General features: G+C 28.8%; 21 protein-coding genes. 2 read left to right on the forward strand and 19 right to left on the reverse strand.

From position 1 onward, the window contains the following. Window positions 1–101: 101 nt before the first annotated feature. The 4 genes from dnaK to hemW all read right to left on the reverse strand — a co-directional run bounded on the left by dnaK (window position 102) and on the right by hemW (window position 5,060). Entirely contained in the window at window positions 102–1,952 is a 1,851-nt protein-coding gene (gene dnaK, locus J1C67_RS00600; protein ID WP_089970696.1) for a molecular chaperone DnaK, read from the reverse strand. 74 nt (window positions 1,953–2,026) lie between these two features. Next, a complete protein-coding gene (gene grpE, locus J1C67_RS00605) occupies window positions 2,027–2,662 on the reverse strand; it encodes a nucleotide exchange factor GrpE (RefSeq protein WP_167866274.1) in 636 nt (211 codons plus the stop codon). Between the two features lie 21 nt (window positions 2,663–2,683). Next, the gene (gene hrcA, locus J1C67_RS00610) at window positions 2,684–3,715 is read right to left on the reverse strand and encodes a heat-inducible transcriptional repressor HrcA (protein WP_089970690.1); all 1,032 of its coding nucleotides are present in this window, start codon (window positions 3,713–3,715) and stop codon (window positions 2,684–2,686) included. A gap of 196 nt (window positions 3,716–3,911) precedes the next feature. Next, window positions 3,912–5,060, reverse strand: a complete 1,149-nt coding sequence (hemW, locus tag J1C67_RS00615) for a radical SAM family heme chaperone HemW (RefSeq protein ID WP_167866273.1) — start codon at window positions 5,058–5,060, stop codon at window positions 3,912–3,914. A 265-nt stretch (window positions 5,061–5,325) separates the two neighbouring features. On the opposite strand from hemW, the gene J1C67_RS00620 reads away from it, so the two are divergent. Next, on the forward strand, window positions 5,326–6,237 hold the full coding sequence (locus J1C67_RS00620; RefSeq protein ID WP_167866272.1) for a patatin-like phospholipase family protein: 912 nt from the start codon (window positions 5,326–5,328) through the stop codon (window positions 6,235–6,237). Window positions 6,238–6,398: 161 nt separating this feature from the next. Here the strand turns inward: J1C67_RS00620 and lepA are convergent, their stop codons facing one another. The 4 genes from lepA to gpr all read right to left on the reverse strand — a co-directional run bounded on the left by lepA (window position 6,399) and on the right by gpr (window position 11,370). Then, complete coding sequence (gene lepA / locus J1C67_RS00625; protein WP_167866271.1) at window positions 6,399–8,204, reverse strand: translation elongation factor 4; 1,806 nt, start codon at window positions 8,202–8,204, stop codon at window positions 6,399–6,401. A 184-nt stretch (window positions 8,205–8,388) separates the two neighbouring features. Next, complete coding sequence (locus J1C67_RS00630; protein ID WP_207253612.1) at window positions 8,389–8,979, reverse strand: hypothetical protein; 591 nt, start codon at window positions 8,977–8,979, stop codon at window positions 8,389–8,391. Between the two features lie 147 nt (window positions 8,980–9,126). Further along, window positions 9,127–10,242, reverse strand: coding sequence for a stage II sporulation protein P (locus J1C67_RS00635; RefSeq protein WP_167866270.1), 1,116 nt, complete (start codon window positions 10,240–10,242; stop codon window positions 9,127–9,129). Between the two features lie 153 nt (window positions 10,243–10,395). Continuing rightward, window positions 10,396–11,370 (reverse strand): GPR endopeptidase, encoded by a 975-nt coding sequence (gene gpr / locus J1C67_RS00640; protein ID WP_089970674.1) that lies wholly within the window; start codon window positions 11,368–11,370, stop codon window positions 10,396–10,398. A 210-nt stretch (window positions 11,371–11,580) separates the two neighbouring features. Between gpr and rpsT the strand changes: the two genes are divergently transcribed. Continuing rightward, window positions 11,581–11,844, forward strand: a complete 264-nt coding sequence (rpsT, locus tag J1C67_RS00645) for a 30S ribosomal protein S20 (RefSeq protein ID WP_089970671.1) — start codon at window positions 11,581–11,583, stop codon at window positions 11,842–11,844. Window positions 11,845–11,984: 140 nt separating this feature from the next. Here rpsT and holA read toward each other — a convergent pair whose 3' ends face one another. From holA to deoC, 11 genes are all read right to left on the reverse strand, one after another. Then, window positions 11,985–13,019 (reverse strand): DNA polymerase III subunit delta, encoded by a 1,035-nt coding sequence (gene holA / locus J1C67_RS00650; protein ID WP_089970668.1) that lies wholly within the window; start codon window positions 13,017–13,019, stop codon window positions 11,985–11,987. Window positions 13,020–13,091: 72 nt separating this feature from the next. Next, complete coding sequence (locus J1C67_RS00655; protein ID WP_243176732.1) at window positions 13,092–14,789, reverse strand: ComEC/Rec2 family competence protein; 1,698 nt, start codon at window positions 14,787–14,789, stop codon at window positions 13,092–13,094. A 15-nt stretch (window positions 14,790–14,804) separates the two neighbouring features. Continuing rightward, window positions 14,805–17,309, reverse strand: a complete 2,505-nt coding sequence (locus J1C67_RS00660) for a cation-transporting P-type ATPase (RefSeq protein ID WP_167866269.1) — start codon at window positions 17,307–17,309, stop codon at window positions 14,805–14,807. Between the two features lie 321 nt (window positions 17,310–17,630). Then, window positions 17,631–17,987 carry a stage V sporulation protein AE gene (gene spoVAE, locus J1C67_RS00665; RefSeq protein ID WP_089970662.1) on the reverse strand — a complete coding sequence of 119 codons (357 nt, stop codon included), beginning with the start codon at window positions 17,985–17,987 and terminating at the stop codon, window positions 17,631–17,633. A gap of 74 nt (window positions 17,988–18,061) precedes the next feature. After that, on the reverse strand, window positions 18,062–19,105 hold the full coding sequence (gene spoVAD, locus J1C67_RS00670) for a stage V sporulation protein AD (RefSeq protein WP_089970659.1): 1,044 nt from the start codon (window positions 19,103–19,105) through the stop codon (window positions 18,062–18,064). Window positions 19,106–19,226: 121 nt separating this feature from the next. Continuing rightward, window positions 19,227–19,688 (reverse strand): stage V sporulation protein AC, encoded by a 462-nt coding sequence (spoVAC, locus tag J1C67_RS00675; RefSeq protein WP_167866268.1) that lies wholly within the window; start codon window positions 19,686–19,688, stop codon window positions 19,227–19,229. Window positions 19,689–19,918: 230 nt separating this feature from the next. Next, window positions 19,919–20,674, reverse strand: coding sequence for an RNA polymerase sporulation sigma factor SigF (gene sigF / locus J1C67_RS00680; RefSeq protein WP_089970652.1), 756 nt, complete (start codon window positions 20,672–20,674; stop codon window positions 19,919–19,921). Window positions 20,675–20,685: 11 nt separating this feature from the next. Next, entirely contained in the window at window positions 20,686–21,117 is a 432-nt protein-coding gene (gene spoIIAB / locus J1C67_RS00685; RefSeq protein ID WP_167866267.1) for an anti-sigma F factor, read from the reverse strand. Window positions 21,118–21,131: 14 nt separating this feature from the next. Then, window positions 21,132–21,467 carry an anti-sigma F factor antagonist gene (gene spoIIAA, locus J1C67_RS00690; RefSeq protein ID WP_089970645.1) on the reverse strand — a complete coding sequence of 112 codons (336 nt, stop codon included), beginning with the start codon at window positions 21,465–21,467 and terminating at the stop codon, window positions 21,132–21,134. A gap of 241 nt (window positions 21,468–21,708) precedes the next feature. Further along, window positions 21,709–24,027, reverse strand: a complete 2,319-nt coding sequence (locus tag J1C67_RS00695) for an AAA family ATPase (RefSeq protein WP_167866266.1) — start codon at window positions 24,025–24,027, stop codon at window positions 21,709–21,711. A gap of 387 nt (window positions 24,028–24,414) precedes the next feature. Continuing rightward, window positions 24,415–25,089, reverse strand: a complete 675-nt coding sequence (gene deoC, locus J1C67_RS00700) for a deoxyribose-phosphate aldolase (protein ID WP_167866265.1) — start codon at window positions 25,087–25,089, stop codon at window positions 24,415–24,417. Window positions 25,090–25,151 lie beyond the last annotated feature (62 nt).

Here is a 25,151-nt window from a genome sequence, read left to right on the forward strand (position 1 = left end):
CCATGTACATTGACTAGTTATTTTTTACTATACCTTATAAAAGGGAAGACATCTAAGGTCTTCCCTTTTTTATTATAATCCATTATAACATATAGTTACTACTATTTATCTTCTTTAACTTCAAAATCTGCATCAACTACATTATCATCATGAGGTGCTCCTGCATTTGCTCCACCCATATTGTTTGGATCAAATCCTTCAGCTCCTGGTTGTGCTCCTGCATCTGCATACATTTTAGAAGATATAGCATAGAATTCTTGATTTAATGCTTCTATTGCTGCTTTTATAGCTTCTACGTCTTCTCCATCTTTAACTTCATTAAGTGCCGCTACTTTTTCATTTACCTTAGCTTTATCTTCTTCTGAAACTTTTTCTCCAAGTTCAGTTAAAGTTTTTTCTGTTTGGTAAATAACTTGTTCTGCATTATTCTTAACATCTATTTTTTCTTTTCTCTTTCCATCTTCTTCAGCAAACTTAGCTGCTTCATTAACTGCATTTTCTACTTCTGCATCGCTTAAGTTAGTTGAAGATGTAATTGTAACATTGGCTTCTTTACCACTTGCTTTATCTGTTGCTGATACCTTAACAATACCATTAGCATCTATATCAAATGTAACTTCTATTTGAGGTTCTCCTCTTCTTGCTGATAAAATTCCTGAAAGAGTAAATCTTCCTAAAGCCTTATTATCTGCAGCCATTTGTCTTTCACCTTGAACTATATTAATTTCAACTGATGTTTGACCATCTGCTGCTGTTGAGAATGTTTGACTCTTTTTAGCTGGAATAGTTGTATTTCTTTCTATTAAAGCAGTAGCAACTCCACCTAAAGTTTCGATTCCAAGTGTTAGAGGCGTAACATCTAATAATAATACATCCTTAACTTCTCCTGTTAACACACCTGCTTGAATAGCAGCTCCCATAGCAACACATTCATCTGGGTTAACGCCCTTTGAAGGTTCTTTTCCTGTAAAGTTCTTAACTGCTTCTACAACAGCTGGTATTCTTGTTGATCCTCCAACTAATACTATCTTTTGGATATCTCCAATTGATAATTTAGCATCACTTAATGCTTTCTTCATTGGTTCTATTGATCTTTGAACTAAGTCATGAGTAAGTTCATTGAACTTAGCTCTTGTAAGGTTCATATCAATATGCTTTGGACCAGTTGCATCAGCTGTGATGAATGGTAAGTTAATGTTTGTTTGTGTTGATGATGATAATTCAATTTTAGCTTTTTCAGCAGCTTCTTTTAATCTTTGAAGAGCCATTTTATCTTGTCTTAAATCAACTCCATATTCATTCTTGAAAGTATCAGCAATATAATTCATTACTTTCTCATCAAAGTCATCTCCACCAAGTTTTGTGTCTCCGTTTGTTGATAGAACTTCAAATATTCCATCTCCAAGTTCAAGAATTGATACGTCGAAAGTACCACCACCTAAGTCATAAACAAATATCTTTTGGTTTGTATCCATTTTATCTAAACCATAAGCTAAAGCTGCAGCTGTTGGTTCGTTTATTATTCTTAAAACTTCAAGCCCTGCTATTTTACCAGCATCTTTTGTTGCTTGTCTTTCAGCATCATTGAAGTAAGCTGGAACTGTTATAACTGCTTGAGTTACAGTTTCGCCTAAGTAAGCTTCTGCATCTATTTTAATTTTTTGTAATACCATTGATGATATTTCTTGTGGTGAATGTGATTTTCCATCTATATCTACTTTGTAGTTTGTTCCCATATGTCTCTTTATTGATATTATTGTCTTATCTGGATTAGTTATTGATTGTCTCTTAGCTACTTGACCTACTAATCTTTCTCCATTTGCTTGGAATGAAACTACTGAAGGAGTAGTTCTAGCGCCTTCTGCATTAGTGATTACTACTGGTTCTCCACCTTCCATTACTGCTACACATGAATTTGTTGTTCCTAAATCAATTCCTATAATTTTTCCCATTTTTTTGTTCCTCCTAAATTTTTTATACTTATTAGCTTTTTATATTTATATTTGTCAAATTAATAACTATTTTATTAATTTGCAACTTTAACCATTGTATGTCGTAATACTTTATCGCCTTTTTTGTATCCTTTTTGGAATACTTCAGCAACTACATTTTCCCCTAATTCTTCATCTTGAATATGCATAACTGCTTGGTGAAGATTTGGATCAAATTGTCCTGTTGTATCTATTTCATTAACACCTAACTTTTCAAATGAAGTATTAACACCTTTAATAGTCATTTCTATACCTTTTTTAAGGTCTTCTATATTTCCTTCTACACTTAATGCTCTTTCTAAATTATCAATTACAGGTAATATTTCCTTTAATACATCTACGCAAGCATCTGTATATATACCTTCTTTTTCTTTAATTGTTCTTTTTCTGTAATTTTCATATTCTGCACTAACTCTAAGTAATCTTTCTTTTAGTGCTTCATTTTCATTAGAAAGTCTTTTATTTTTATCTTTAAATTTCATAAGTGTTTTTAGAGGGTTTTCTTTTTCTTCCTCTTCTCCCTTTTCATTAGGATTTTCTTCTGAAACTTCATCTGTTGATTCTTCATTTTCTAAATTTTCCACGTCCTCAGTCTCAACTTGTTCAGCTTCAACTTCTTCGGCTTCAACTTTTTCTATTATATCTTCTTCAACTTCTCTTTTTTGTTCCATTTAACTACACCTCATTTTATTTTATTCTATACGTTGGTTCGTAATACTTTTATTTAATTCTTTCATAACTTGAGCCATAATTGCTATAACTTTAGAATAATTAATTCTTCTAGGTCCTATAAGTCCAATAGTTCCAATTGCATTTCCACCTAGAGAATATTCTGCTGAAATAATTGAACATTCCTTTGCTCCAGGAAAAAAGTTCTCATCCCCAATTTTAACACTTATATCACCCGATTGTTCTAAAAGTTCAATTACACAGTCTTTATTATTTAAAAGAGAAATTATCTCCTTAGCTTTATCTATATTGTTGTACTCTGGATAATTAAATATATTAGTAGTTCCTTCTACTAATATATCTGTACTCTCCGATTGACTCAACGTTTCATATAAAGCTGGTAACATACCATTAAATATTTCATCATATCCTGTTAATTCAATTTTTAGACTGTTAATTACTTCTAAATTTATTTCTTCTATTGTCAAATTTTTAAGTCTTATTTGTAAAACTTCATTTATTCTTTGAAATTCACTTTGTTCTGGCATTTCAACTACTCTTATTCTATTATTTTTAATTAAACCACTTTGTGTAACAACTACTAAAACCAAATTATGGTTATCTATCTTAAGTAATTGTATAGATTTTATATAGCTTTTTCTAACTGAAGGAGTTTGTACTATACAAGTTAAATTTGTAAGTTCAGAAAGTAATGTACTTGCTTGTTTTACAATTTTATCAACTTCATACAATGCGGAGTTTATAATGTATTCCTTTATCCTTAACTCCTCTTGAAGAGTTAAAGGGTCAACTTCCATTAAACTATCTACATACAATCTGTAGCCCTTACTTGAAGGAATTCTACCTGCTGATGTATGAGGTTGTTCTAAATAACCTAACTCTTCTAGGTCAGCCATTTCATTTCTGATTGTAGCTGAGCCAACTCCTAAGTCGTATTTTTTTGCTAATGTTCTCGAGCCCACAGGCTCTCCTGTGCTGATATAGTCATTAATGATAGCCTGAAGCACTTTTATTTTTCTTTCATCAATAGCCATGACATCACCTCTATCTGTTAGCACTCATTCAAGTCGAGTGCTAATGACTATATTACTAATATATTATTCTTTAGGATTTTTGTCAATTTAAAATGCCATTAAATTTTATTAAATAACATCATTTAATTTAAATAAATGCTATTTACTTCACTTTTCTAATAATTACTCCATTTTCCTAAATATTAAATTCAAAAAATTATTTATCTAATATAAACTCACTCATTACTTTATTAGATAACTCAATTCCCTTTTCTGTTAGAAACACCTTATTGTTTTTCTCTCCCATTAAACAACACAATATATTTTTATCAATTATATCTTTATATATACTTGTTATATTAATTCCAAATCTAGCTTTAAATTCATTTTTATCTATTCCCTCTAAAAGCCTAAGTCCCATAAACATAAATTCTTCTATATTATCTTCCTTAGAATTTTGTCTTCTTTCTTCTTCTACACTACTTTTTAAACTTATATTCTCTATATATTTTTTTATATTATTTATATTTTTAAATCTATAGTTATCCATAAATGAACTAGATGAAGATCCAACTCCTAGATATGGCATACATCTCCAATAAACTTTATTATGTTCACATTCGTATCCTTCTTTTGAATAATTAGATATTTCATATTGATTATATCCATATTCCTTTAAAACACCTTTTGTAATTTCATACATTTCTCTTTCATCATCTTCTGATGGTAATATTAATTTATCTTCATTCCACATTTTGTAGAAACATGTTCCCTCTTCTATTATTAAACTATATGCAGAAATATGCTCTGGATTTATTTTAGCTATAGTTTCCAAAGTTTCTCTCCACTGCGAAACCTTCTGATGTGGAAGTCCAAACATCAAATCTATATTTATATTCTTAAATCCAATTTTTCTAGCTAATTTAAAATTCTTTTCAAATTGTTTAAATGTATGTATTCTACCAATATCTTTAAGAAGTCCATCTTGAACTGCTTGAAGCCCCATACTTATTCTATTTACTCCACCTTCAAACATAGCAATTAATTTTTCAGCTTCTAAAGTTCCAGGATTACACTCCATAGAAAACTCCATATTTTCCATTAAGTTAAGTCTAGATATACAGTTTAAAACTTTTCTTATTTGATGAGTTTCTAAATAAGACGGAGTTCCACCACCTATAAATATACTTTTTATTAAATATCCACTAGCTTTTTCTTCAATTTCAGTGCATAAAGCCTCTACGTAATCCTCCATTAAACTTTCTAAGGCTGCATAGGATGGGAAATCACAATAAAAACACTTCTGTTTACAAAATGGTACATGCACATATAATGATATCTCTTTATTTTCTTTTATTATATTCATTTGTTCAGCTCTCTTCCTAATTCATCTTTTAATTAGCTTTATATTGCTATTAAAAAAATAAGGCATTTTATTCAATGCCTTATTTAACAGAATTAATTTATTATTTACTTTTATATTACCAAATAAAATTGGAATTACCCATAATATTTTTCTAATAGTTTGTAAATATTTTTAGCATAGTTATTTTATTTATAATATCTTTAACCTAAATATTAAATTCGAATATATTATTTGTATAATTATTTTGTATAAGGGAGTTTTAACATTGAAGACATTTAAAATTTTATCCTTTGATGGTGGTGGAATTAAAGGCGCCTTATCTGCACGAATTTTGAAAAGAATTTGCGAAAAATTTCCGAATCTTTTAGATGAAGTTGATTTATTTGCAGGCACTTCAACCGGTTCTTTAATTGCACTTTCCTTAGCTTATGGTAAAACTGCCAATTTTGTTGATGATTTATATAGCTATAGCAATACAAAGAAAATTTTTTCACCAAGTCAATATAACATATTTAAACCCAAGTACAGTAATTACAACTTAAGCCAACTTTTATTAGATTATTTTCCTGAAGATTTATTAATTAAAGATTTAAAGAAATATGTTTTCGTACCATCCTTTAATGTTAAGGGATTTACTAAAGATAGCTTTGAAGTTGTTTTCTTTAATAATCTTTGTAATAACTCAACTTATAATTCTAGAGTTATAGATGTAGCACTTTCGACTTCTGCTGCTCCTACCTACTTCCCTTCTCATAATAATTTTATAGATGGTGGGGTAGTTGCAAATAGTCCTACTGCTGCTGCTGTTTTTAGCGCTATGAATTGCTTTAGCACTCTATCATCTGGAAATGATTTTAGACTTTTATCCATAGGTACAGGCGATAGTCCTGATACAATTATAGGTGATACTTCAAAATGGGGTGCCGCTCAATGGGCATTTCACCCTTTTGCAAAAATGAAATCACCTTTTCTATCCTTAGTTATGGATGGAAGTAGCTATTTAGAAGATATCTATTGCAAAGAATTTTTAAAAACTAATTATTTTAGAATAAATCCTAAAGTTTCAAAGTTTATAGCAATGGATAAGCCCCAGTTTGTCCCCTTTTTAAAAAACTTAGGAACTGAAGTTGACTTAACAGAAACTTATAAATTTATAGAAACTATTTTTCTTAATTAATTATTTATTTTATGATGCCTTAGTCATCTAATGAATTATAATTTAAAAGAGCCAGATGCCCCTAAGGTAATCTGACTCTTTTAAAACGCTTATAAAGATTCTACTAACTCATATAAAACATATAGTATTAAAATATTGTTTACTTTTGAATTTTCTAAATACTAATCTACTTTAAGGATAGACATAAATGCTTCTTGTGGTATTTCAACTGATCCCACTTGTCTCATTCTCTTCTTTCCTTCTTTTTGTTTATTTAGAAGTTTCTTCTTTCTTGATATATCTCCACCATAACATTTAGCTAAAACATCTTTTCTCATTGCTTTTACTGTTTCTCTAGCTATTATCTTAGTTCCTATGGCAGCTTGAATTGGCACTTCAAACATTTGTTTTGGAATAATTGCCTTTAATTTTTCTGTTATTGATTTACCCTTTGCATATGCTCTTTCAGCTGGCACTATCATAGATAATGCATCTACTACATCTCCATTTAACATAAGGTCTAACTTAACAAGTTCTGTTTTTATATATCCCTTGAAGTCATAATCAAGAGATGCATAACCTCTAGTTCTTGATTTTAACGTATCAAAGAAATCATAAATAATTTCATTTAACGGAATATCATATTTAATTGAAACTCTAGTTTCTTCTAAGTATGTTATTCCAATAAATATTCCTCTTCTTTCTTGACAAAGTTCCATTACTGCACCAACGTATTCTGTTGGTGATATAATTGTACCCGTTACAACTGGTTCTTCCATATAATCTATTTCAGTTGCGGCTGGAAGATTTGTTGGGTTTGTTAATTTAATTTCTTCACCTTTTACTGTAATAACTTTATAAATAACTGATGGCGCAGTTGTGATTATATCTAAGTTAAATTCTCTTTCTACTCTTTCTTGAATAATTTCCATATGAAGTAGTCCTAAGAATCCACATCTAAATCCAAATCCTAAAGCTATTGATGTCTCCGGCTCAAAATTTAATGCTGCATCATTTATTTGCAATCTTTCTAAAGCATCTTTTAACTCCTGATATTTTGCTCCATCTACTGGATAAATACCTGAGTAAACCATTGGTATAGCAGGTTTATACCCTTCCATTGCTACCTCTGCTGGTCTATCTGCTTCAGTTATTGTATCTCCAACTCTTGCATCTCTTACATTTTTAATTGATGCTGCTATGTATCCAACGTCTCCGGCTCTTAATTCTGATATTGGTAATAACTTAGGAGTAAATATTCCTACCTCTGTTACTTCGCAAATCTTGTTTGTTGCCATTAACTTAATCTTTGTTCCAGGTTTTACAACACCATCAAATACTCTTACATATGAAACTACACCTTTATAGCTATCATAACATGAGTCAAATATTAGCGCCTTAAGTGGAGCTTCTTCATCACCGTTAGGTGCTGGTATCTTTTCTACAATTGTTTCTAACACATCTTGTATATTTAAACCTGTTTTTGCAGATATCATAGGTGCATCTCCAGCTTCAATTCCTATTACATCTTCAATTTCTTGTTTAACTTCATCTGGCCTTGCTGATTGCAAATCAACTTTATTTATTACTGGTGCTATTTCCAAATTATTATTTAATGCTAAATAACAGTTTGCTAGTGTTTGCGCTTGAACTCCTTGAGTTGCATCAACTACTAAAACAGCTCCCTCGCAGGCTGCTAAACTTCTTGAAACTTCATAAGTAAAATCTACGTGTCCTGGAGTATCTATAAGATTTAATATATATTCTTCTCCGTCAGCTCTTTTATAAACAAGTCTAGCTGCTTGAGACTTAATAGTAATTCCTCTTTCTCTTTCAATTTCCATATTATCTAGAACTTGTTCTTCCATTTCTCTTTTTGTTAAAGTTCCAGTTAACTCTAATAATCTATCTGCAAGAGTTGACTTGCCGTGATCTATATGTGCTACTATTGAAAAATTTCTAATATTATCTTGTCTATTTTTTTCCATATATTTAAACTGCTAACCCTTATGTTAAGTTAAAGCAGTTACTTCACCCCCATTATAATTAAATCAGCTAATTATATCATAGAAAGCTTATTATGTGTCAATAATAAAAGTATTTTAAAATACTTTTATTATTAACTTTCTAAATTTACTATCTGTACAGTACAACTTAGCAATATTAAAATGCCTAATTTTGTGAATCTTCCTGTTTTGTACTTTCCTCTACTGGTGCATTCTTCTGGTCAATAATAGACTCTTTATCTTTATCTTTATCAGTTTCTAAATTTTCTTCACCCTTAGTTTCTTCATTTCCTTGTTCTTCTATACTATTTTTATTTTTCCCTCTACTTTTTATAAAATCATCTACTTTTGAATCTAGTTCCTTATTTGTATTTTCTTTTTCTGTATTATTTTTATTTATATCTTTTATTTTATTATCAATTTTAGCTTTACCACTTAAAAATGCACTTTCAATTTTTGTTCCTGCAGTTATAACTACTTTTATAAATGGATTTTCTTTTTTTAAACGAAGTTCCTTCTCTTTAATTCTTATTGACGCGTCCTCTTCCCCTTCACCTGTATAAATTTTAACCTCTGCATTATCTTTAATAAATTCTGTGAAGTCTTCTCCAAATTCTTCACTAACTAATGCATAATTATCTTCAGTATTCCCAATAGGAGATAGAGCCTTAGTATTTATTATATTTATTCTAATAAACCCTACTATTCCTAATAAAATTATAATAAACATTGATATAGCAAACTTCTTATTAAACATAAATGAGCACTCCCTATAGTTTTATCTATAAGAGTGCTCATTTTAATAAACTTCTATTCAATTTATTAATATTAAAATAAATAATCCTTTTAGACAGCTAAAAAACAATTCAATATTTTCATGTGTATTGGCTTGTTTTTATTTCTCTTATTCTGAACCATTTAAGTACTCTGCTAAAATTCTTGCTATATATTTACCTGTAAGCTTTGCTTCTTGAGCTGCATTTTTATGGGAACCAACTTCTATAATCATACTGCCTTCACAAAATCCTTGATTAAATCCATTTATTCCACCTAATCCTTCAAATATCTTAGTTGGCTTTATAAGTTCTGGGAACAATTTACTGCCTATGCCATATAACGCATCTACAGTTTTTTGATTTGCATCATAAGTTGGAACATTTTGAGATGTTACAAACATAAACTTAGCTAGACTCTGATCATTTAAAGTTGTCGTTACTAGACTCTTATTTTCTACCGAATCTCTATGCAAATCAATTACAATTTTAAATTTTCCATATTCATTTAAATATTTTTGTAACCCCTCGCGAGATCTATCATAAGCATCGTTATATGATACACTATAATTTGTTTTATCATGAACAACAGAGATTCCATAACCTTCTTCTAGTTCTTTAGCTAATACATCTCCAACCCCAACTACATTAGCATCAGAATTATTTGTTTGAGCTACTCCTGATTCAGCATACTGCTCCATTGTATGGGTATGATAAATAAATATTTCTGGTTTAGCTGAATTTAATGTTTTCTTAAGGCTTGGATTATAAGCCTTACTAACATCATTTAACTCTGCAATTTCTTCGGGGGTTAATTTAGCTATAGTATTTTCATTTACCTTAAATTTTTCAAAGCCTCTATTATGATCTCTTACTTCTGGATTGTTTATTGTAGCCTCACTAAAATAACTTACTTCATTTCCTATAATTCCAATTAAATTAATATTGGATAATCCTAATGCTTCTGCAACTACACCTTTTACTGATAACTTATTTTCTGCATATGCCTCATCTTTATACACCTGTGTTTTAACCATTGGCATACTTAAATTTAACATTTGAACATATGCATACCCCCCTCGTTCACTATTAGAATTTACAACTCCTACAGCTCTAGCTAAAAATATTATTACAAAACCTATAATTAAAAAGTATCCTAAATTTAAAGACGGTAACCTTCCTAAACTCTTTACTCTAACACTCCTTTTTAAAGGACTTATATTATTTCCCTTTTTAAAACCTATCATAGTAGCTCCTCCCTTATCCCTTAGAGAGCTTCAAAAACATTATTCTCTTTCAGCTCCCTTATATGTATATGGTAAGAGTTACATAATTATTAACACTTTTTTATTATTTTTTTTATTATTTTTTATGGATAACAGCCTATTTATGTTAGGGATCTAATTCATAAATTTATTTATATCTTCCATATCTAAATTCGGTTGTATAGCCATATTTATTCCGTTAGCAATTATTTTAGCTAATGAATTTACAATTGTATCTATATCTTTTGGAGTAACCATCAAATCTCCAATAAATGGATTTAACACTTCTTTTATTAATGCACTTTTTTCATTTTTATCAATAGACTTTAGCATATTATAAAATTCTTTACCTTCTTCTGCTTTCCCTATTAATTCATCCAAAAGTAAATCTATAGTATCATTTGCCATAGTTGCAGCATCAACAACTGTAGGAACTCCAATTGCAATAACCTTAACACCTAGAGTTTCTTCATTTATTTTCATTCTATGATTTCCAACTCCAGCTCCTGGAGAAATCCCAGTATCTCCTATTTGAATAGTTCTGTTAACTCTTTCAAGTTTTCTAGATCCTAATGCATCTACGCATATTACTAAATCTGGTTTTATTTTATTAACTAATGATTTTATAACTTCACCTGTTTCGATTCCTGTTATTCCAAGAACCCCTGGTGCTATTGTACATACAGATCTTACTGAATCATCTATAACATCTGGCATAACCTCTTTTAAATGTCTTGTAACCATTATTTTTTCTGACACCTTAGGTCCAAGAGCATCTGGAGTTACATTCCAATTACCAAGGCCAACCACTAAAACTGTTTTTTCATCTGGCATACTAACCATTCTTTTTAAAACATTCGAAACTACATAGGATACCTTATCCATAGACTCTCCATCGTAGTGTGTATATTCTGGGAAATCTATAGTTATGTAATTACCTTTTGGCTTACCAATTTTTTCACCAGCCTCATCAGTTTCTATTGTTACCGTAGATATTTTTATCTCTCCGTCTTTTTCTTCTTCTACAATAACCCCATCAATTTCACTTTTATTATCTCTTTTATACATTTCTCTAGCTTCTATTGCCAAATCTGTTCTTACGTTTATCATATAATACCTCCCTATTTTTATTTAAATCATTTTCTTGAAAAACGACAAATTAAATACCTCTGCTTTATTATTTTGCCTTAATGTTTAAATTTAATACTTGAAATACTAGACTTTCAATGATATAATATGGTATGTTAAAAACGAACTCGGTCACAGTTTTCCCCAAAGCTGTGAAGAGGCAACAAATAACCTAAGGGGGGTGAATTACAGATGGCAAATATTCAATCATCAAAGAAGAGAATAAAGGTTACAGAAACTAAAACTGCTCAAAACAGAATGATTAAATCAGCGTTAAAAACTACTATAAAGAAGTTTGAAACTGCTCTTGAATCAAACAGCAAAGACGAAGCTACAGTTTTATTAGTTAAAGTTGTTAAAGCTTTAGACATGGCTGCTCAAAAAGGAGTGGCTCATAAAAACATGGTTGCTAGAAAGAAGTCAAGATTAACTGCAAAGTTTAACGCTATGGCTTAATAAAATAAAAGCCGGTCTATTTAGACCGGCTATTATTTTTCTCAAAATTAACATAATTAAAAATATGGCACCCTTAAAAAAATATTAAAATCCGTCTTGGATTATTATTTCCTTAAGAATGCCTATGAATTTAAATTTTATTATTTATTTACCATAAATGTTTTAAAAAGCATTAATTCCATTTCAGTTTGCTTATCTATGCTACTAGATTTAATTTTCCTTTCAGTCTCTAAACAAATTTTCATTAATTGTTGTAATTGTTTAATGGAAAACCTGTTACATTGTGCCATTGTTTTTTCACAAACATAAGGATGCAATTTAAGGTATGATACTATTTGATCTAATTTTTTACCATTTAACATTAATACTTTAACTTCATATAATCTTTTAAAATGATTTTCTATGGATACTATTATAAGCATATGTTGATCTGCTTTAAATAAAAGTTCATCCATTAAATCAATTGCATTCTCTATTTTCTTTTGAGCTATAAAATCAACTAAATCAAAAATATCATCTTCACTTTTGTTTGGTATTAATTTATCTATATCGTTTTTTTGAATTTCTCTACCATAGGTATAATTTATTAACTTATCTACTTCTCTTTTTATAATATCAAAATTATTTTGAACCTTCTCTGAAAAATATCTTAATTCATTTTTACCAATTTCTTTTCCTTGATTTTTAAATACTTCTTCAACTTTTTTATAATACTTATCTTTTTTAAGTTTTTCACTGTGCACTATTTTGCAATTTTTACCTAAAGTGATTAATTTCCTATTTTTTTTTGGTGTCTCTCTTTTATCATTAAAAAGATAATACATAATAAGCACTGTATAGCTTGGCATATCCTTTAAATATGTTGACATCTCTCCATAGGTTTTCTTATCAGTTGAATCTGTTTTATCTTTCAAAAAATTTGCTCTATAAACTAAAACAACTTTCTTTTCTCCCATAAAAGGTATTGTTTCACAAGCATTCATTATTTCATCAAATGTAGTTGTTGATCCATCTAATTTAATATAATTTAAATCTTCAAAACCGGGTTCTACGACTTTACTCTTTATTAATTCTATACCTTCTTTTATTAATTGCTCATCTAAACCACAAAATATATATGAATTATCAATTACGCCTTTTTTAATTTCATTTTCTAAATTTTCAATATTAATCAAGATAATCCACCTTTCTTTACTATATCCTCAAAAATAACGCATTAAATATAAACCTATTATTTTTAAAAACCTCTAATCTAATGGTACAACTTCATCCTTTAATATAATAATTTCATTAAAGTCGCCCTTGCTAAAATCTATTATATCATATTCAGATTTGTTTTTCTCTCTCCATCTTTTCAATAAATATTCCTTATTTAAGTTCTGCAAAATAAAATCATCACCATTTTTTCTAAGTATAATATTTTCTCCTATTTTAATATTTTTAGGACTATTATAAATTTTATTTGCAATACATATTTTTTCAAGCCGTTTAAAGTCAGCATCTTTTTTCAAGGTTATTAATATTCTATCACCTTTATAGCTTAATAAATAAGCGCCTTCTCTATAATATTTAAGCTTTGGAATTGGGCTATAAATTGATATCATAATATAAATAATTGCTATAAATGGCATATACACAATTTTTTTATATCCTTTTTTATAAAAGTATCCACTCATTAACAATATTAAATACATAAAACTAGTATTTTCATTAAAATAAAATATTGGCAACATAAATTTTTCTAATATATCTATTATCTTATCCATAACTATAGTTACATAATAAGTAATAAAACATAGATAATTAAAAATAAACGGCATCCACCAAGTTATAACCAATAAATTCCCAATTAAGACAATTACACTAATAACAGGTGCTAAAATTATATTCCCAATAATAAAATTAAAAGAAAACTCCTTAAATGTTAAAACTAAGGCTGGAAATGATAAAATTTGAGCTGATAAGGTTAATGATAATCCCTCTCTTAAAAACTTAGGAAGCTTATATAATTTTTTATTTAGCTTCTTATTAAATAAAATAATACCTAATGTTGCTAAAAACGATAATATGAACCCTATTTCAAAAGCCCCATAAGGCTTCATAATTAAAATAATCACTCCAGCCAATGATAATCCTGCAGTGGGATTATAGTTTCTTCTTAGTGGCGTAGCTAGGCTAGTACATAATAGCATAATATATGCTCTTATTGTAGATAGAGCTGCCCCTGTAAATAATACATATAACAAAGCTATAAATGGCGTATATTTTCTCCCAAATATTTTTCTTAGAACGCCATAAACTAAAGCCATATGAAGCCCAGACACTGAAACTGCATGAAGAAGTCCAAGACTTTTCATATTCTCTTTATCATCCTCATCTAAAAACTCTGTATAACCAAAAGCTATAGAACTAACTAAAGAAGCTCTTCTCCATCCAAGCTTTTCCTTTATACTATAAAATATTTTTTCTCTTATTTTATAAAGCTTTGAAGTAAAATTATCTTTAAGTTTTTTATTCTCTACTATATTAAAAGTTCCAATATTCCCTCTAGCAATTTCTAATTCACTTATAAATTCTCCTCTAACTAATATCCTTTCCCCAATTTTGACTTTATCTAATTTTCCCTCTAAATATACCTTTCTCCTATTAATTTCACCACTTACAGAATAAGGCTTTACTGAAGTTATTGTAACTTTTTCAGTCACCCCTGGGGTGTAATTATAGTAAAAACTGTTATTTATTACTGCAACAACGAAAAACAACATCATTATCAATGTAATTTTTATTCCTTTTAAAAAATAAATAAGGACAAAAAAACAGCTAGCAATAAAAATTGCTAGCCATTGATATTTATAAAAACTTTTATAAGTTATAGTTCCTAAAATAAACATTCCAAATATATAAGGCATAGGATTTACTATGTTCTTATACTCATTTAAAATCAATGACATCACCTCATATTATGAGTCTTGCCATTTTGTTATAATTAAATCACCAATTAAATAAATTAATATTAATCCACCTATTATAATAGCTAAATTCTTTGAATATATAACAGAATTCATAAATCCTATCAAAACTCCACCTAATATATATATAATAATTGTTATTAACAATAATTTCACTCCTGTATTAAATGTTCTAAACGATAATTTAGAATTCACCATTCCATAAGAAACTAACATCCCACCTATAATCATATAAGCTGCAAACTCATTAAATTCAGAAAGTAAACCTATTGATAATACTGATAATAAAGAAAATAAACTACCCCTTATAAATGCCTTCTTTTTGTTTAATTCTTTTCTTCCCGAATTCATAACTAATAAGACTACTGGAGTTAACAAGAAAAAATTCATAAACATTAATGTATATAATTCAAATAATCTTAAATCAACTAGAGCATAATACCAATTTAAAGTTACAATTTCTGCTACTAACAATGTACTGTAAACTTTAATCCCGTTTTTTATAGATTTATCTAGTCCTATTCCTTCTTCACTAATTTTAAAGAAAGCTTTTAATCCATTTTCCTTTACATATAACTCTCCGCATCGTTTTAATAGTGTGGATGCTTTACCTTTTAATATAGAAAAGTGAGCTGATTTTACAATTGATAAATCACCTAGAGTTTCACCTTCTACTGCAACCTTAAACCCATCATCATTAAATATTGATATTACCTTGGTTTTAAGCTCTGGAGTTAATCTACAAAATATTCTTGTTCTTGAAATCACCTTATATAATTCTGTTTCGCTTAATGAATCTAATTCAACACCAGATATTACTTCCTTTGATGATGCTATTAATCCTATTTTTCTTCCTAGCATTTCTGCAACAATTTTATTATCATCTGTAAATATTAAAGGTAAAATCCCATTATCCATTAATTTTTCTATATCTTCACTAACATCTTCTACAAATAAGCTTTCTAAAGCAACTAACCCTACAAATACCAAATTACTTTCAATGTTTTCTGATTTTGAGGGCTGATAACTAAAACTTCTATATGCAAAGGCTTCAGTTAATAAACTTTCTCTTGAAAAACATAAATCTGCTAATTTAATTTTCTCTATATCTTGAGAATTTAATTCTCTTTCTATTCCATCAACTAATATATGTGTGCAAAACTCTAATACTCCATCTATAGTTCCTCTAGTGTTTGCTCTATATCCCTTATCGCATTTGTTAACTGTTGTTATTACATTTTTATTTGTATCCTTAGAAATTTCAAATTTCCTTTTATTTTCGCCATCTATAACAGCTTTAAACATTCTTTGTTCAGTACAATATTTAACATATGCTATTTCATACATATCACCTTTTGCCCAATTATTATCATTATTGTATTTAGAATCATTAGCTAAAAGTGATATATCTAATATCCTTCTTATATTTATATCTTTTATGTCTATTTCTCTATTATTGAATATTTTTTCATTTGTGTACATTTTATCAAAATACAACTCATTTTTTGTTATATTTCCAAACTTATTTATAAATATTACTTTAACATCATTCACTAAATTAAAAGATGAAAAATTTATAATATCAATATCTTCTTTTAAAAGCCTTTTTTTTATTATTTTTGAGTATGAAAAAATTATTATTGGAATACAAACATTAACTATAGAAAATAATCCATACATAAATATTTCTTGTTTATTAAATCCGCTACCTGGTAATACTAAATAAATTATTAACTCTACTAATATTAAGCATAACATTGCTTTTAATATAATATCCTCAATTTTCTTCTCCATGGTATGTTTATTATAACTATTCTCATTTATAATATCTAATAGCTTTCCAAGTTCAGTGTCATTACCAGTTTGAACCACTATCCCCATAGCTGTCCCTTCTTTAACAAAAGATCCTCTAAATAACATATTATTCATTTCTCCTAAGGAAGAAACTTGTCCATGAATTTTACTTTCGTATTTTTCCTTTATAAAATCTTCTCCTGTTATACTTCTTTCCTCTACTTTTAACCCATTACTTTTAACCAATCTTAAATCTGCTGATACAAATGAATTCTTTTTAAGAAGGACTATATCTCCTTTTACAATTTCATCAGCTTCTATTAATCTTTCAATCCCTTCTCTTAACACTATTACTTTTGATTTGTTTAAGTTTTGTAATATATCTAAATCATTTTTTCTTTTAAATTCATAATAACTTTTAAAAGCTATGTCAAATACTAATAATAAAAAATTTATAAGTGCCAAAATATTTAATCCCTTTAATAAAAAAAACAAACCTATTAAAATTGATGCATATATGTATTTTTTCTTCAATAAACCCTTCGCTATTGCCCATTTCCCATCCGTTTTTCCTAAGTTAATTATGTTATCTCCATATTTTTCTCTTCTTAATGTACAATCATACTCTAAGAGCCCTTTATCTATATTGCTTCCTAATGACCCAACAACTTCGATCCAATTTCTTCCGTAATACTCTTGCATAGTTTTTTCACTTCTCCTCTAATATTAATAACTACCCCTTAAGAGAGCTTCAAAAAAATAACTAGTTAGATCCCTTAGGTTATTCTTTAACGGTATTATTATATATGTATTTATAAAATAATAAAAGCATTTTTCATTACCTACTTGTCCCAATGCCTTAATTAGGTGCTTGAAAAAAAATAATATAATATCAAATCAATATATTTTTTTGAAAGTACCTTATGTTTAATCTATAAAAGCTATAGAAAAGGTGATAAGAATTTTATTCTTATCACCTAAAGGACCTTCAAAAAAATAACTAGTCAGATTATAGTCTATAAATCATGATTTAGTTTTTGGTGTAAATATTACTGCCATTAAATATCCAAATACAATTGCTGCTGTAATTCCACCTGCTGTCGCTGTAATTCCACCTGTAAAAGCCCCAACCAAACCATTTTCATTTACTGCTTTAATTGCACCTTTAGCAAGTGAATTTCCGAATCCAATTAAAGGTATAGTAGCTCCAGACCCACCAATTTCAATTACCTTGTCATAAAGCCCAAAAGCTCCAAGAGCTACTCCCATTGTTACAAAAAGCACAAGAATTCTAGCTGGAGTTAACTTAGTTGTATCCATTAATATTTGTCCTATTACACATATGGCTCCACCTATTACAAATGCATAAAAAAATTCCATTTTATTCACATCCTTTACTTATTAGCTTTAATCATAAAAAAATTAATAGTCTACTGTTTAACATAATTGACTAGTTATTTTTTTAAAGGTGAATAATCATCCTTAAATTCTATTGCAACTGCATGAGCTATTCCTGGGATACTTTCTCCTTGAAGTGATGATGTAGTACTCATTAATGCACCTGTAGAAATCAAAAGCATAGTTGTAATTTCTTTTCTCATAAGTTTTTTATAAAAATATCCTGCCATTACAACTGCAGAGCATCCACATCCACTACCACCAGCATCTGTTTTTTGAACTTTCTCATCAAAAATTATATCTCCACAATCTACATAATTAGCTCTTATATCACATCCATATTCATTTAATAATTTTGATGTTATTTCTTTGCCTACTCTTCCCAAGTCCCCCGTTGCTATAACATCATAATAATCCGGCTTTCTTCCAGTATCTTGAAAGTGTCTATAAATAGTGTCAACAGCTGCAGGCGCCATTGCAGCTCCCATATTATTAACATCTTTTACTCCATAATCCTTAACTACTCCTGTTGTGACATAAGTAATCCCAGGGAAATTTCCTTCCTTTGACAGTACCATTGCTCCAGATCCTGTAACTGTCCATTGACAAGTTCCACATCTTTGACATCCATATTCTAATGGAAATCTAAATTGTCTTTCCGATGAACTAAAATGTGATGAAGTAGATGCAACTACATTTGTTGCAAAATCTCCATCTATAAACATTGCTGCTATACTTAATGATTCTGCCATAGTAGAACAAGCTCCATATAGTCCAAAGAAAGGTATATTTAATTGTCTTGCCGCAAAAGTTGATGAAGTAATTTGATTTAATAAATCTCCTGCAAACAAATAATCTATATTTTCTTCCTTTAGTTTTACCCTTTCAATAGCACTTTTTATAGCTGTATGCATCATATCACTTTCAGCTTTTTCAAAACTATCTTTTCCACAAGTATCATCACTTAAAATTTCATCAAAATAAGTTTTAAGCGGTCCTTGGCCTTCCTTTGGTCCAACTATTGAATATGTAGAAATGATTTTTGGTGGGTTATCGAACTTTATAGTATGTTTCCCAACCTTTTTAGTTTTATTTTTCATAAAGTCTTCACCTTGTCCTCTCTATCTAATGTTTTTATATAATCCTCTTTAGAAAAATTATCCTCCATATACCCTTTATATTAATGATTTTTTGAATACAATTTCATTTATGATCCCTTAACTAACCCATAAATCTTTGGATTAAGAAGTATATAATACCAACTATTACAGAACTTCCGATTCCATATACTAAAACTGGACCTGCAATTGTAAACATCTTTGATGCCACTCCAAATACAAATCCTTCTTTTTTAAATTCCATTGCTGGAGATACAATTGCATTAGAGAATCCAGTAATAGGCACAACTGTACCTGCTCCTCCAAAAGCAGCAATTTTATCATATATTCCTACTCCTGTTAATAATGCTCCTAGTAGTATCATTATAATAGATACTACGCCTCTTGCTTCTTCTTCTGGACTACCGTATTTGACTAATATAAATTGAAATATCTGGGCAATTGTACATATTGCTCCACCAACTAAAAAAGCTAATACACAGTTTTTAGCAATTTTAGGTTTTGGCACTGCAGCCTTTGTAATACTTTCAAATTTTCTAACTATTTTCTGTTCTTTATTAGCCACTTCTTTCACTCCTTATTCTTTTAGTCATTGTAAAATAAATAACGAACCAAAGATTCTTTAAATATGCTTTATATATTTATTATCTCTAAAAAACCCAAATTAAAACTGGTATTTATATGCAAAAAGGCTTTTTGATTATTTTAGTCATCTAAAAAAAAAATAACAAGCCAATGTTCTATTCATATTGGCTTGTTATTTTTTTGAAGATGACTTATCAAAAAGCCTTTTAATTATTCTTCTAACTTTTTCCTCATAACAACTAAAACTTTTTTTTCTATTCTAGATACTTGTACCTGACTAATACCTAATAATTTTGCAACTTGTACCTGAGTTTTATCCTTGAAGTACCTAAGCATTATTATTTGTCTTGATTTTGTATCTAAACTTCTTAAAGCTTCCTTTAATGCTATTCTATCTATCATTTCTGTATCTTCTACACCTTTTTCACTTAACTTATCTATTAAAAGAACTGGTGCTCCATCATCTTGATGTATAGTATCATAAAGATAGTGTACTCCTGTAGATGCTTCTATTGCAAACACTATATCTTCCTTAGCTATTTGAGAGTATTTTGAAATTTCTTCTATTGTAGGATCCCGTCCTAGGTCTTTTGTCAATTGTTCCTTATCAAAGTGTATTTTTCTTGCTAAGCTTTTTACAGTTCTACTTACTTTAATAATACCATCATCTCTTATAAATCTCTTTATTTCTCCGATAATCATTGGAACTGCATATGTTGAAAATTTAACATTAAAGGATGGGTCAAAGTTTTTTATTGCTTTTACTAGACCTATAGAGCCAATTTGAAATATATCCTCATAGTCATATCCCCTATTAAGAAACTTTTTACTTATAGATGATACTAAAGGTAGGTTCATTTCAATAACCCTATTCATAGCTTTTCCGTCTCCAGCCTTTGCTAGAGGTATTAATTTTGAATTATCTTCATAATTATATTCCTCTTTTTTTACATTTATATTTTCCATATTTTTTTCACCTAACTTACTGAATTGAATTTCTTCTTCATTACAATTCTAGTTCCTTGTCCTTCTTTACTACTAACTTCTAAATCATCCATAAATGTTTCCATTACTGTAAAACCCATACCTGATCTTTCAAGATCAGGTCTAGAAGTGTATAGAGGTTCCATTGCTTGGTCTATATCTGGTATCCCTTTACCTTTATCACTAATAATAATTGTTATTTCATTACCAGTAATACTTGCCTCTATTTTGATTATTCCCTCTTTTCTATTTTCATAACCATGAATTATAGAATTTGTTACTGCTTCTGAAACAGAAGTTTTTACATCTGTAATTTCTTCTACAGTTGGGTCTAATTGAGCTACAAATGCTGCCACTGCAACTCTTGCAAACCCTTCATTTTGGGATATTGAGCAAAATTCAATACTTACTTTATTATCTTCCATTTCTAAACCCTCCATTAAATGCATCTTACTGCTTCATCTACACTGCTATAAGCATCTATAATTTTATATAGTCCTGAAAGTTCAAAAACTTTATTTGCATTTCTACTTACATCAGCGACACAAATTTTTCCAGATCTACCTTGCATTTTTTTAAACCTTCCTATAACAACACCAATACCTGAACTATCCATAAATGTAACTTCATTAAAATTTAACACAACTTTTTTTATATTATCTCTATCTATTCTATCGTCTATTTTCACTCTAACTTCCTCTGAACTATGATGATCTAACTCACCTATTAAACTAACAATTAGTTTGTCTTCACTTTTGTCAAACTTTAGATACATATAAAACTACTCCAAAGATTTCTCTCTAAGAGCAATTCACCTCCCCGCCTTATATTTTTCCTTCTTTTCCACATTTTAACATATTAACTTATTCATAGTCAAATACTTTTAGAACTTTATATGAAAATATTTTTAAAATAGATACTAAAAAATAACACAACCCTTCCATACGCCTATTTAAAATAAGGATATTAAAACTAAATAACTTATAGTTCTAATATCCTTATCTTAGTTTATTAAATTACTTATCTTTATCTTTATCTTTATCTTTATCTTTATCTTCATATTTTTTCAATTCTTCATTTATAGTTTTAAAGAAATCTTCTATAGTTTCTCCATCTTCTAATATCATCACCTCTATTGCATCATTTAAGGTTTCCATAGTATATATATGAAAATCACCATTTTCTATAGATTTCTCAATTTTTGAATTCAATATTATTTCATCCTTATTAGAGTTTGGTACTAAAACGCCCTTGTTTTTTACGTTATCAACTAACTTGCATACTTTATAAAACCCTTCTATTTTTTCATTTACTCCACCAATTGGCTGCACTTCTCCAAATTGATTAAGTGATCCAGTTACTGATATATTTTGCCTAATTGGTTTTTTACTTAATGCTGATAATATACATATCATTTCAGATACTGAGGCACTATCCCCCTCTATTAACCCATATATTTGTTCAAAACTTAAATGAAAATCTACAGTCATGGATTCATATGGATCTAATATACTACTTAATAAACCCTTTAAAATGTTTATAGATTTTTCATGTATTTTCCCACTTAAATTACTTTCTTTTTGAATGTCTACAATTCTTCCAGTGCCTTTATATGCAACACATGTCACCCTCATAGGTTTTCCAAAAGAATGATAACCTGTATCTAAAACTGCAAGAGCATTTATTGATCCTACCTTTTTACCATTTAAACTTAAAAGAATTTTATTTTCCTTAAACATTTTCATATATTCTTCTTCAACTTTTTCCTCTTCATAAGCAATAGCTGTTACATCTTCTTTCGATATTGTTTCCCCACCTCTTTCTTTGGTGTAGTTATTTGTTAATATAATTAACTTATCAATATCAATATCATCTATATTTATTTTACTCTTACTATTTGCTCTTCTACAAAGGTATTTTAAGACTTCCATTATTGCATCATCATCTATCTCTTTAATATTATTTTCTTTTATTCTATTTTTAACATAATCTTTAAGATAAAAAACAACTTCATCCCTCATCTCTACTATATCTGTAAATTCTGCTCTTAGAGGAAATAGCTTTTTGAAATCTTCATCCGCATTATAAAGAGTGTCGTAGCTTTCATAATCTCCAATTAATATTACCTTTAACTTAATTGCTATTGGTTTTGGCTTTAACCCATTAATTGATACTACCTCAGAATATACTCTCGAGGTATCATAGCTTAATTTATTCGCCATTAATGCCTTCTTTAAATAGTAATAACTATAGGGGCTCGTGGCAAGGGAACTTATTCTAATAATTATACAGCCCTCATTTGCTCTAATCATAGATCCGGAATTAATTAATGAAATATCAGTTGTATACACCCCATTATTATTCTCATACTCTACGCTTCCCATTAAATTATTTATACTTGGATCCTCCTCATATATAACTACCGGACTAAGATTAATTGAATTATCCACTAAAATTTTCACAGCATATTTATTTATTATTTCATAAAGTCCAGCTTCATCATCTTCTATACTCATGGTATAGGTATTTACGACTTCTTTTTCAATTTCTATGAATAATCTTTCTAAATATTCATAGGACTCATCATCATTTACGAATTCTAGTAAAGCATTATCTTTATACTCTTCCATTTCTACGATTAAAAATTTACTATAAATATTTTTAAGTTTCTTTATATATCTAACTTCTATTTCTTTTAGTGTATCTAAAATTCCCTCTGCCTTTTTCTTTAATGAAGCCGCTTTTAAACTTATTGATTCTTTTTTTTCTTTGTCTAAATCATCATATTGTTCTTCTGTTAAAGCTTCACCATTATTTATGGGTATAAAAGCAAACCCTTTTGCACTTGCTTTCACATCAAAACCTTCTACCTTTGCCATATCCATAAGTTCATTTATATATTTAGTTCTTTTTGATTCAATTTCATCTATTAACTTATCTTTCTTTTCATTTGATGAACTATTATAAAAGTCTTCTGCAAATTCAAGGTACTTATTCTTCAAACTTTCTACAGTTTCTTTTAATTGTTTTCCTTTTCCATTCTCTACAAAAATAGCCTCAGGTTTCTTCGCATCTTCTACTACTACATAACAAATATCCTTTGGAGGTTCTAATTTTTCGTACTGTTCCTTTATATATTTAATTAACTCTTTTAGTTTATTTTTCGAAAAAGAATCTATTACATACAGATTGAACCCGTCCTTTTCTATACTTAACGCCCTACCAACTCTTTTATATGAATCTTGAATTTCAGGAATTATCCGTTCCTTCTTTTCCTCAGCCTCATTGCATATTATTTTAAATATTACTTCCTTTGGAGTTAACTCTCTTTTCATATTGATTCCCACTTAAAAATCGTATTTACTACAATTTTCTTGAAGCAGTTCCCCCCTCTTTTATTAATATATTATATTAATATTCATAACCTTCCCTTTTAGATATTATTTTTTAAAATAAAACTGTATTTCTATTAATTTTTAAGCGTCTCAATAGTATTTAATGCACTATTAGTTAAATCATTACAACTCCGCTTATTATTTATTATTAAATGTACATTCCACCTTTAATATTATTAATATCAGTATACTTTTATAGGTTACTATTTGATATTGTTTATTAAGAGTTTTCACCACATATTTTACGACAAAAAAACACCAGTGCTTCCACGCTGGTGTTTTTTAATAACTAGTCAGATTCTAGTCTATTTTTCCCTTACTCTTCTTTTAATAATTTGAGTTTGATTTTGTACCATTACAAATTGCAATTGATGCTGAAGCTCCAATTCTAGTTGCTCCATTTTCTATCATTATCATAGCCTCTTCATTACTTCTAACTCCACCAGATGCTTTAACTCCCATATCAGGTCCAACAGTTTGTCTCATTAATCTAATATCTTCTTTTGTTGCTCCTCCACTTGAGAACCCAGTTGAAGTTTTAACAAAGTCTGCCCCTACTTCTTTTGCAATAGCGCAAACTTTTACTTTTTCTTCATCTGTTAAAAGACAGCTTTCTATTATAACCTTAGTTAAAGCTTTTCCTTTTGCTGCATTTACTACTGCTGCTATATCATTTTTAACATATTCTAAATTATTTTCTTTTAATTTACCAATGTTAATTACCATATCAACTTCTGTTGCACCATTTTCTATTGTTTGCTTAGTTTCAAAAACCTTAACTTCTGTAGTTGTTGCACCTAAAGGAAAACCTATTACTGTACAAACCTTAACTTCACTACCCTCTAATATTATAGCTGCTTTTTTCACCATTGATGGGTTAATACAAACTGATGCAAACCCATATTCTAATGCTTCCTTGCATAATTTCATTATTTCTGACTCTGTTGCCTCTGGTTTTAATATAGTATGATCTATCATTTTTGCTAATTCTTGTTTATTCATAAAAATTACCTCCTCTTTTGATTTCGTCTTAATTATAAAGTATGTTCAAAAAAATAACTAGC

The sequence above is a fragment of the Clostridium gasigenes genome, assembly GCF_017348895.1.
Classification (GTDB): domain Bacteria; phylum Bacillota; class Clostridia; order Clostridiales; family Clostridiaceae; genus Clostridium; species Clostridium gasigenes.

Coding starts and splice junctions, on each gene's coding strand:
- dnaK (WP_089970696.1), bottom strand. CDS start 1,952: ATGGGAAAAATTATAGGAATTGATTTAGGAACAACAAATTCATGTGTA.
- grpE (WP_167866274.1), bottom strand. CDS start 2,662: ATGGAACAAAAAAGAGAAGTTGAAGAAGATATAATAGAAAAAGTTGAA.
- hrcA (WP_089970690.1), bottom strand. CDS start 3,715: ATGGCTATTGATGAAAGAAAAATAAAAGTGCTTCAGGCTATCATTAAT.
- hemW (WP_167866273.1), bottom strand. CDS start 5,060: ATGAATATAATAAAAGAAAATAAAGAGATATCATTATATGTGCATGTA.
- lepA (WP_167866271.1), bottom strand. CDS start 8,204: ATGGAAAAAAATAGACAAGATAATATTAGAAATTTTTCAATAGTAGCA.
- J1C67_RS00630 (WP_207253612.1), bottom strand. CDS start 8,979: ATGTTTAATAAGAAGTTTGCTATATCAATGTTTATTATAATTTTATTA.
- J1C67_RS00635 (WP_167866270.1), bottom strand. CDS start 10,242: ATGATAGGTTTTAAAAAGGGAAATAATATAAGTCCTTTAAAAAGGAGT.
- gpr (WP_089970674.1), bottom strand. CDS start 11,370: ATGATAAACGTAAGAACAGATTTGGCAATAGAAGCTAGAGAAATGTAT.
- rpsT (WP_089970671.1), top strand. CDS start 11,581: ATGGCAAATATTCAATCATCAAAGAAGAGAATAAAGGTTACAGAAACT.
- J1C67_RS00660 (WP_167866269.1), bottom strand. CDS start 17,309: ATGCAAGAGTATTACGGAAGAAATTGGATCGAAGTTGTTGGGTCATTA.
- spoVAE (WP_089970662.1), bottom strand. CDS start 17,987: ATGGAATTTTTTTATGCATTTGTAATAGGTGGAGCCATATGTGTAATA.
- spoVAD (WP_089970659.1), bottom strand. CDS start 19,105: ATGAAAAATAAAACTAAAAAGGTTGGGAAACATACTATAAAGTTCGAT.
- sigF (WP_089970652.1), bottom strand. CDS start 20,674: ATGGAAAATATAAATGTAAAAAAAGAGGAATATAATTATGAAGATAAT.
- spoIIAB (WP_167866267.1), bottom strand. CDS start 21,117: ATGGAAGATAATAAAGTAAGTATTGAATTTTGCTCAATATCCCAAAAT.
- spoIIAA (WP_089970645.1), bottom strand. CDS start 21,467: ATGTATCTAAAGTTTGACAAAAGTGAAGACAAACTAATTGTTAGTTTA.
- J1C67_RS00695 (WP_167866266.1), bottom strand. CDS start 24,027: ATGAAAAGAGAGTTAACTCCAAAGGAAGTAATATTTAAAATAATATGC.
- deoC (WP_167866265.1), bottom strand. CDS start 25,089: ATGAATAAACAAGAATTAGCAAAAATGATAGATCATACTATATTAAAA.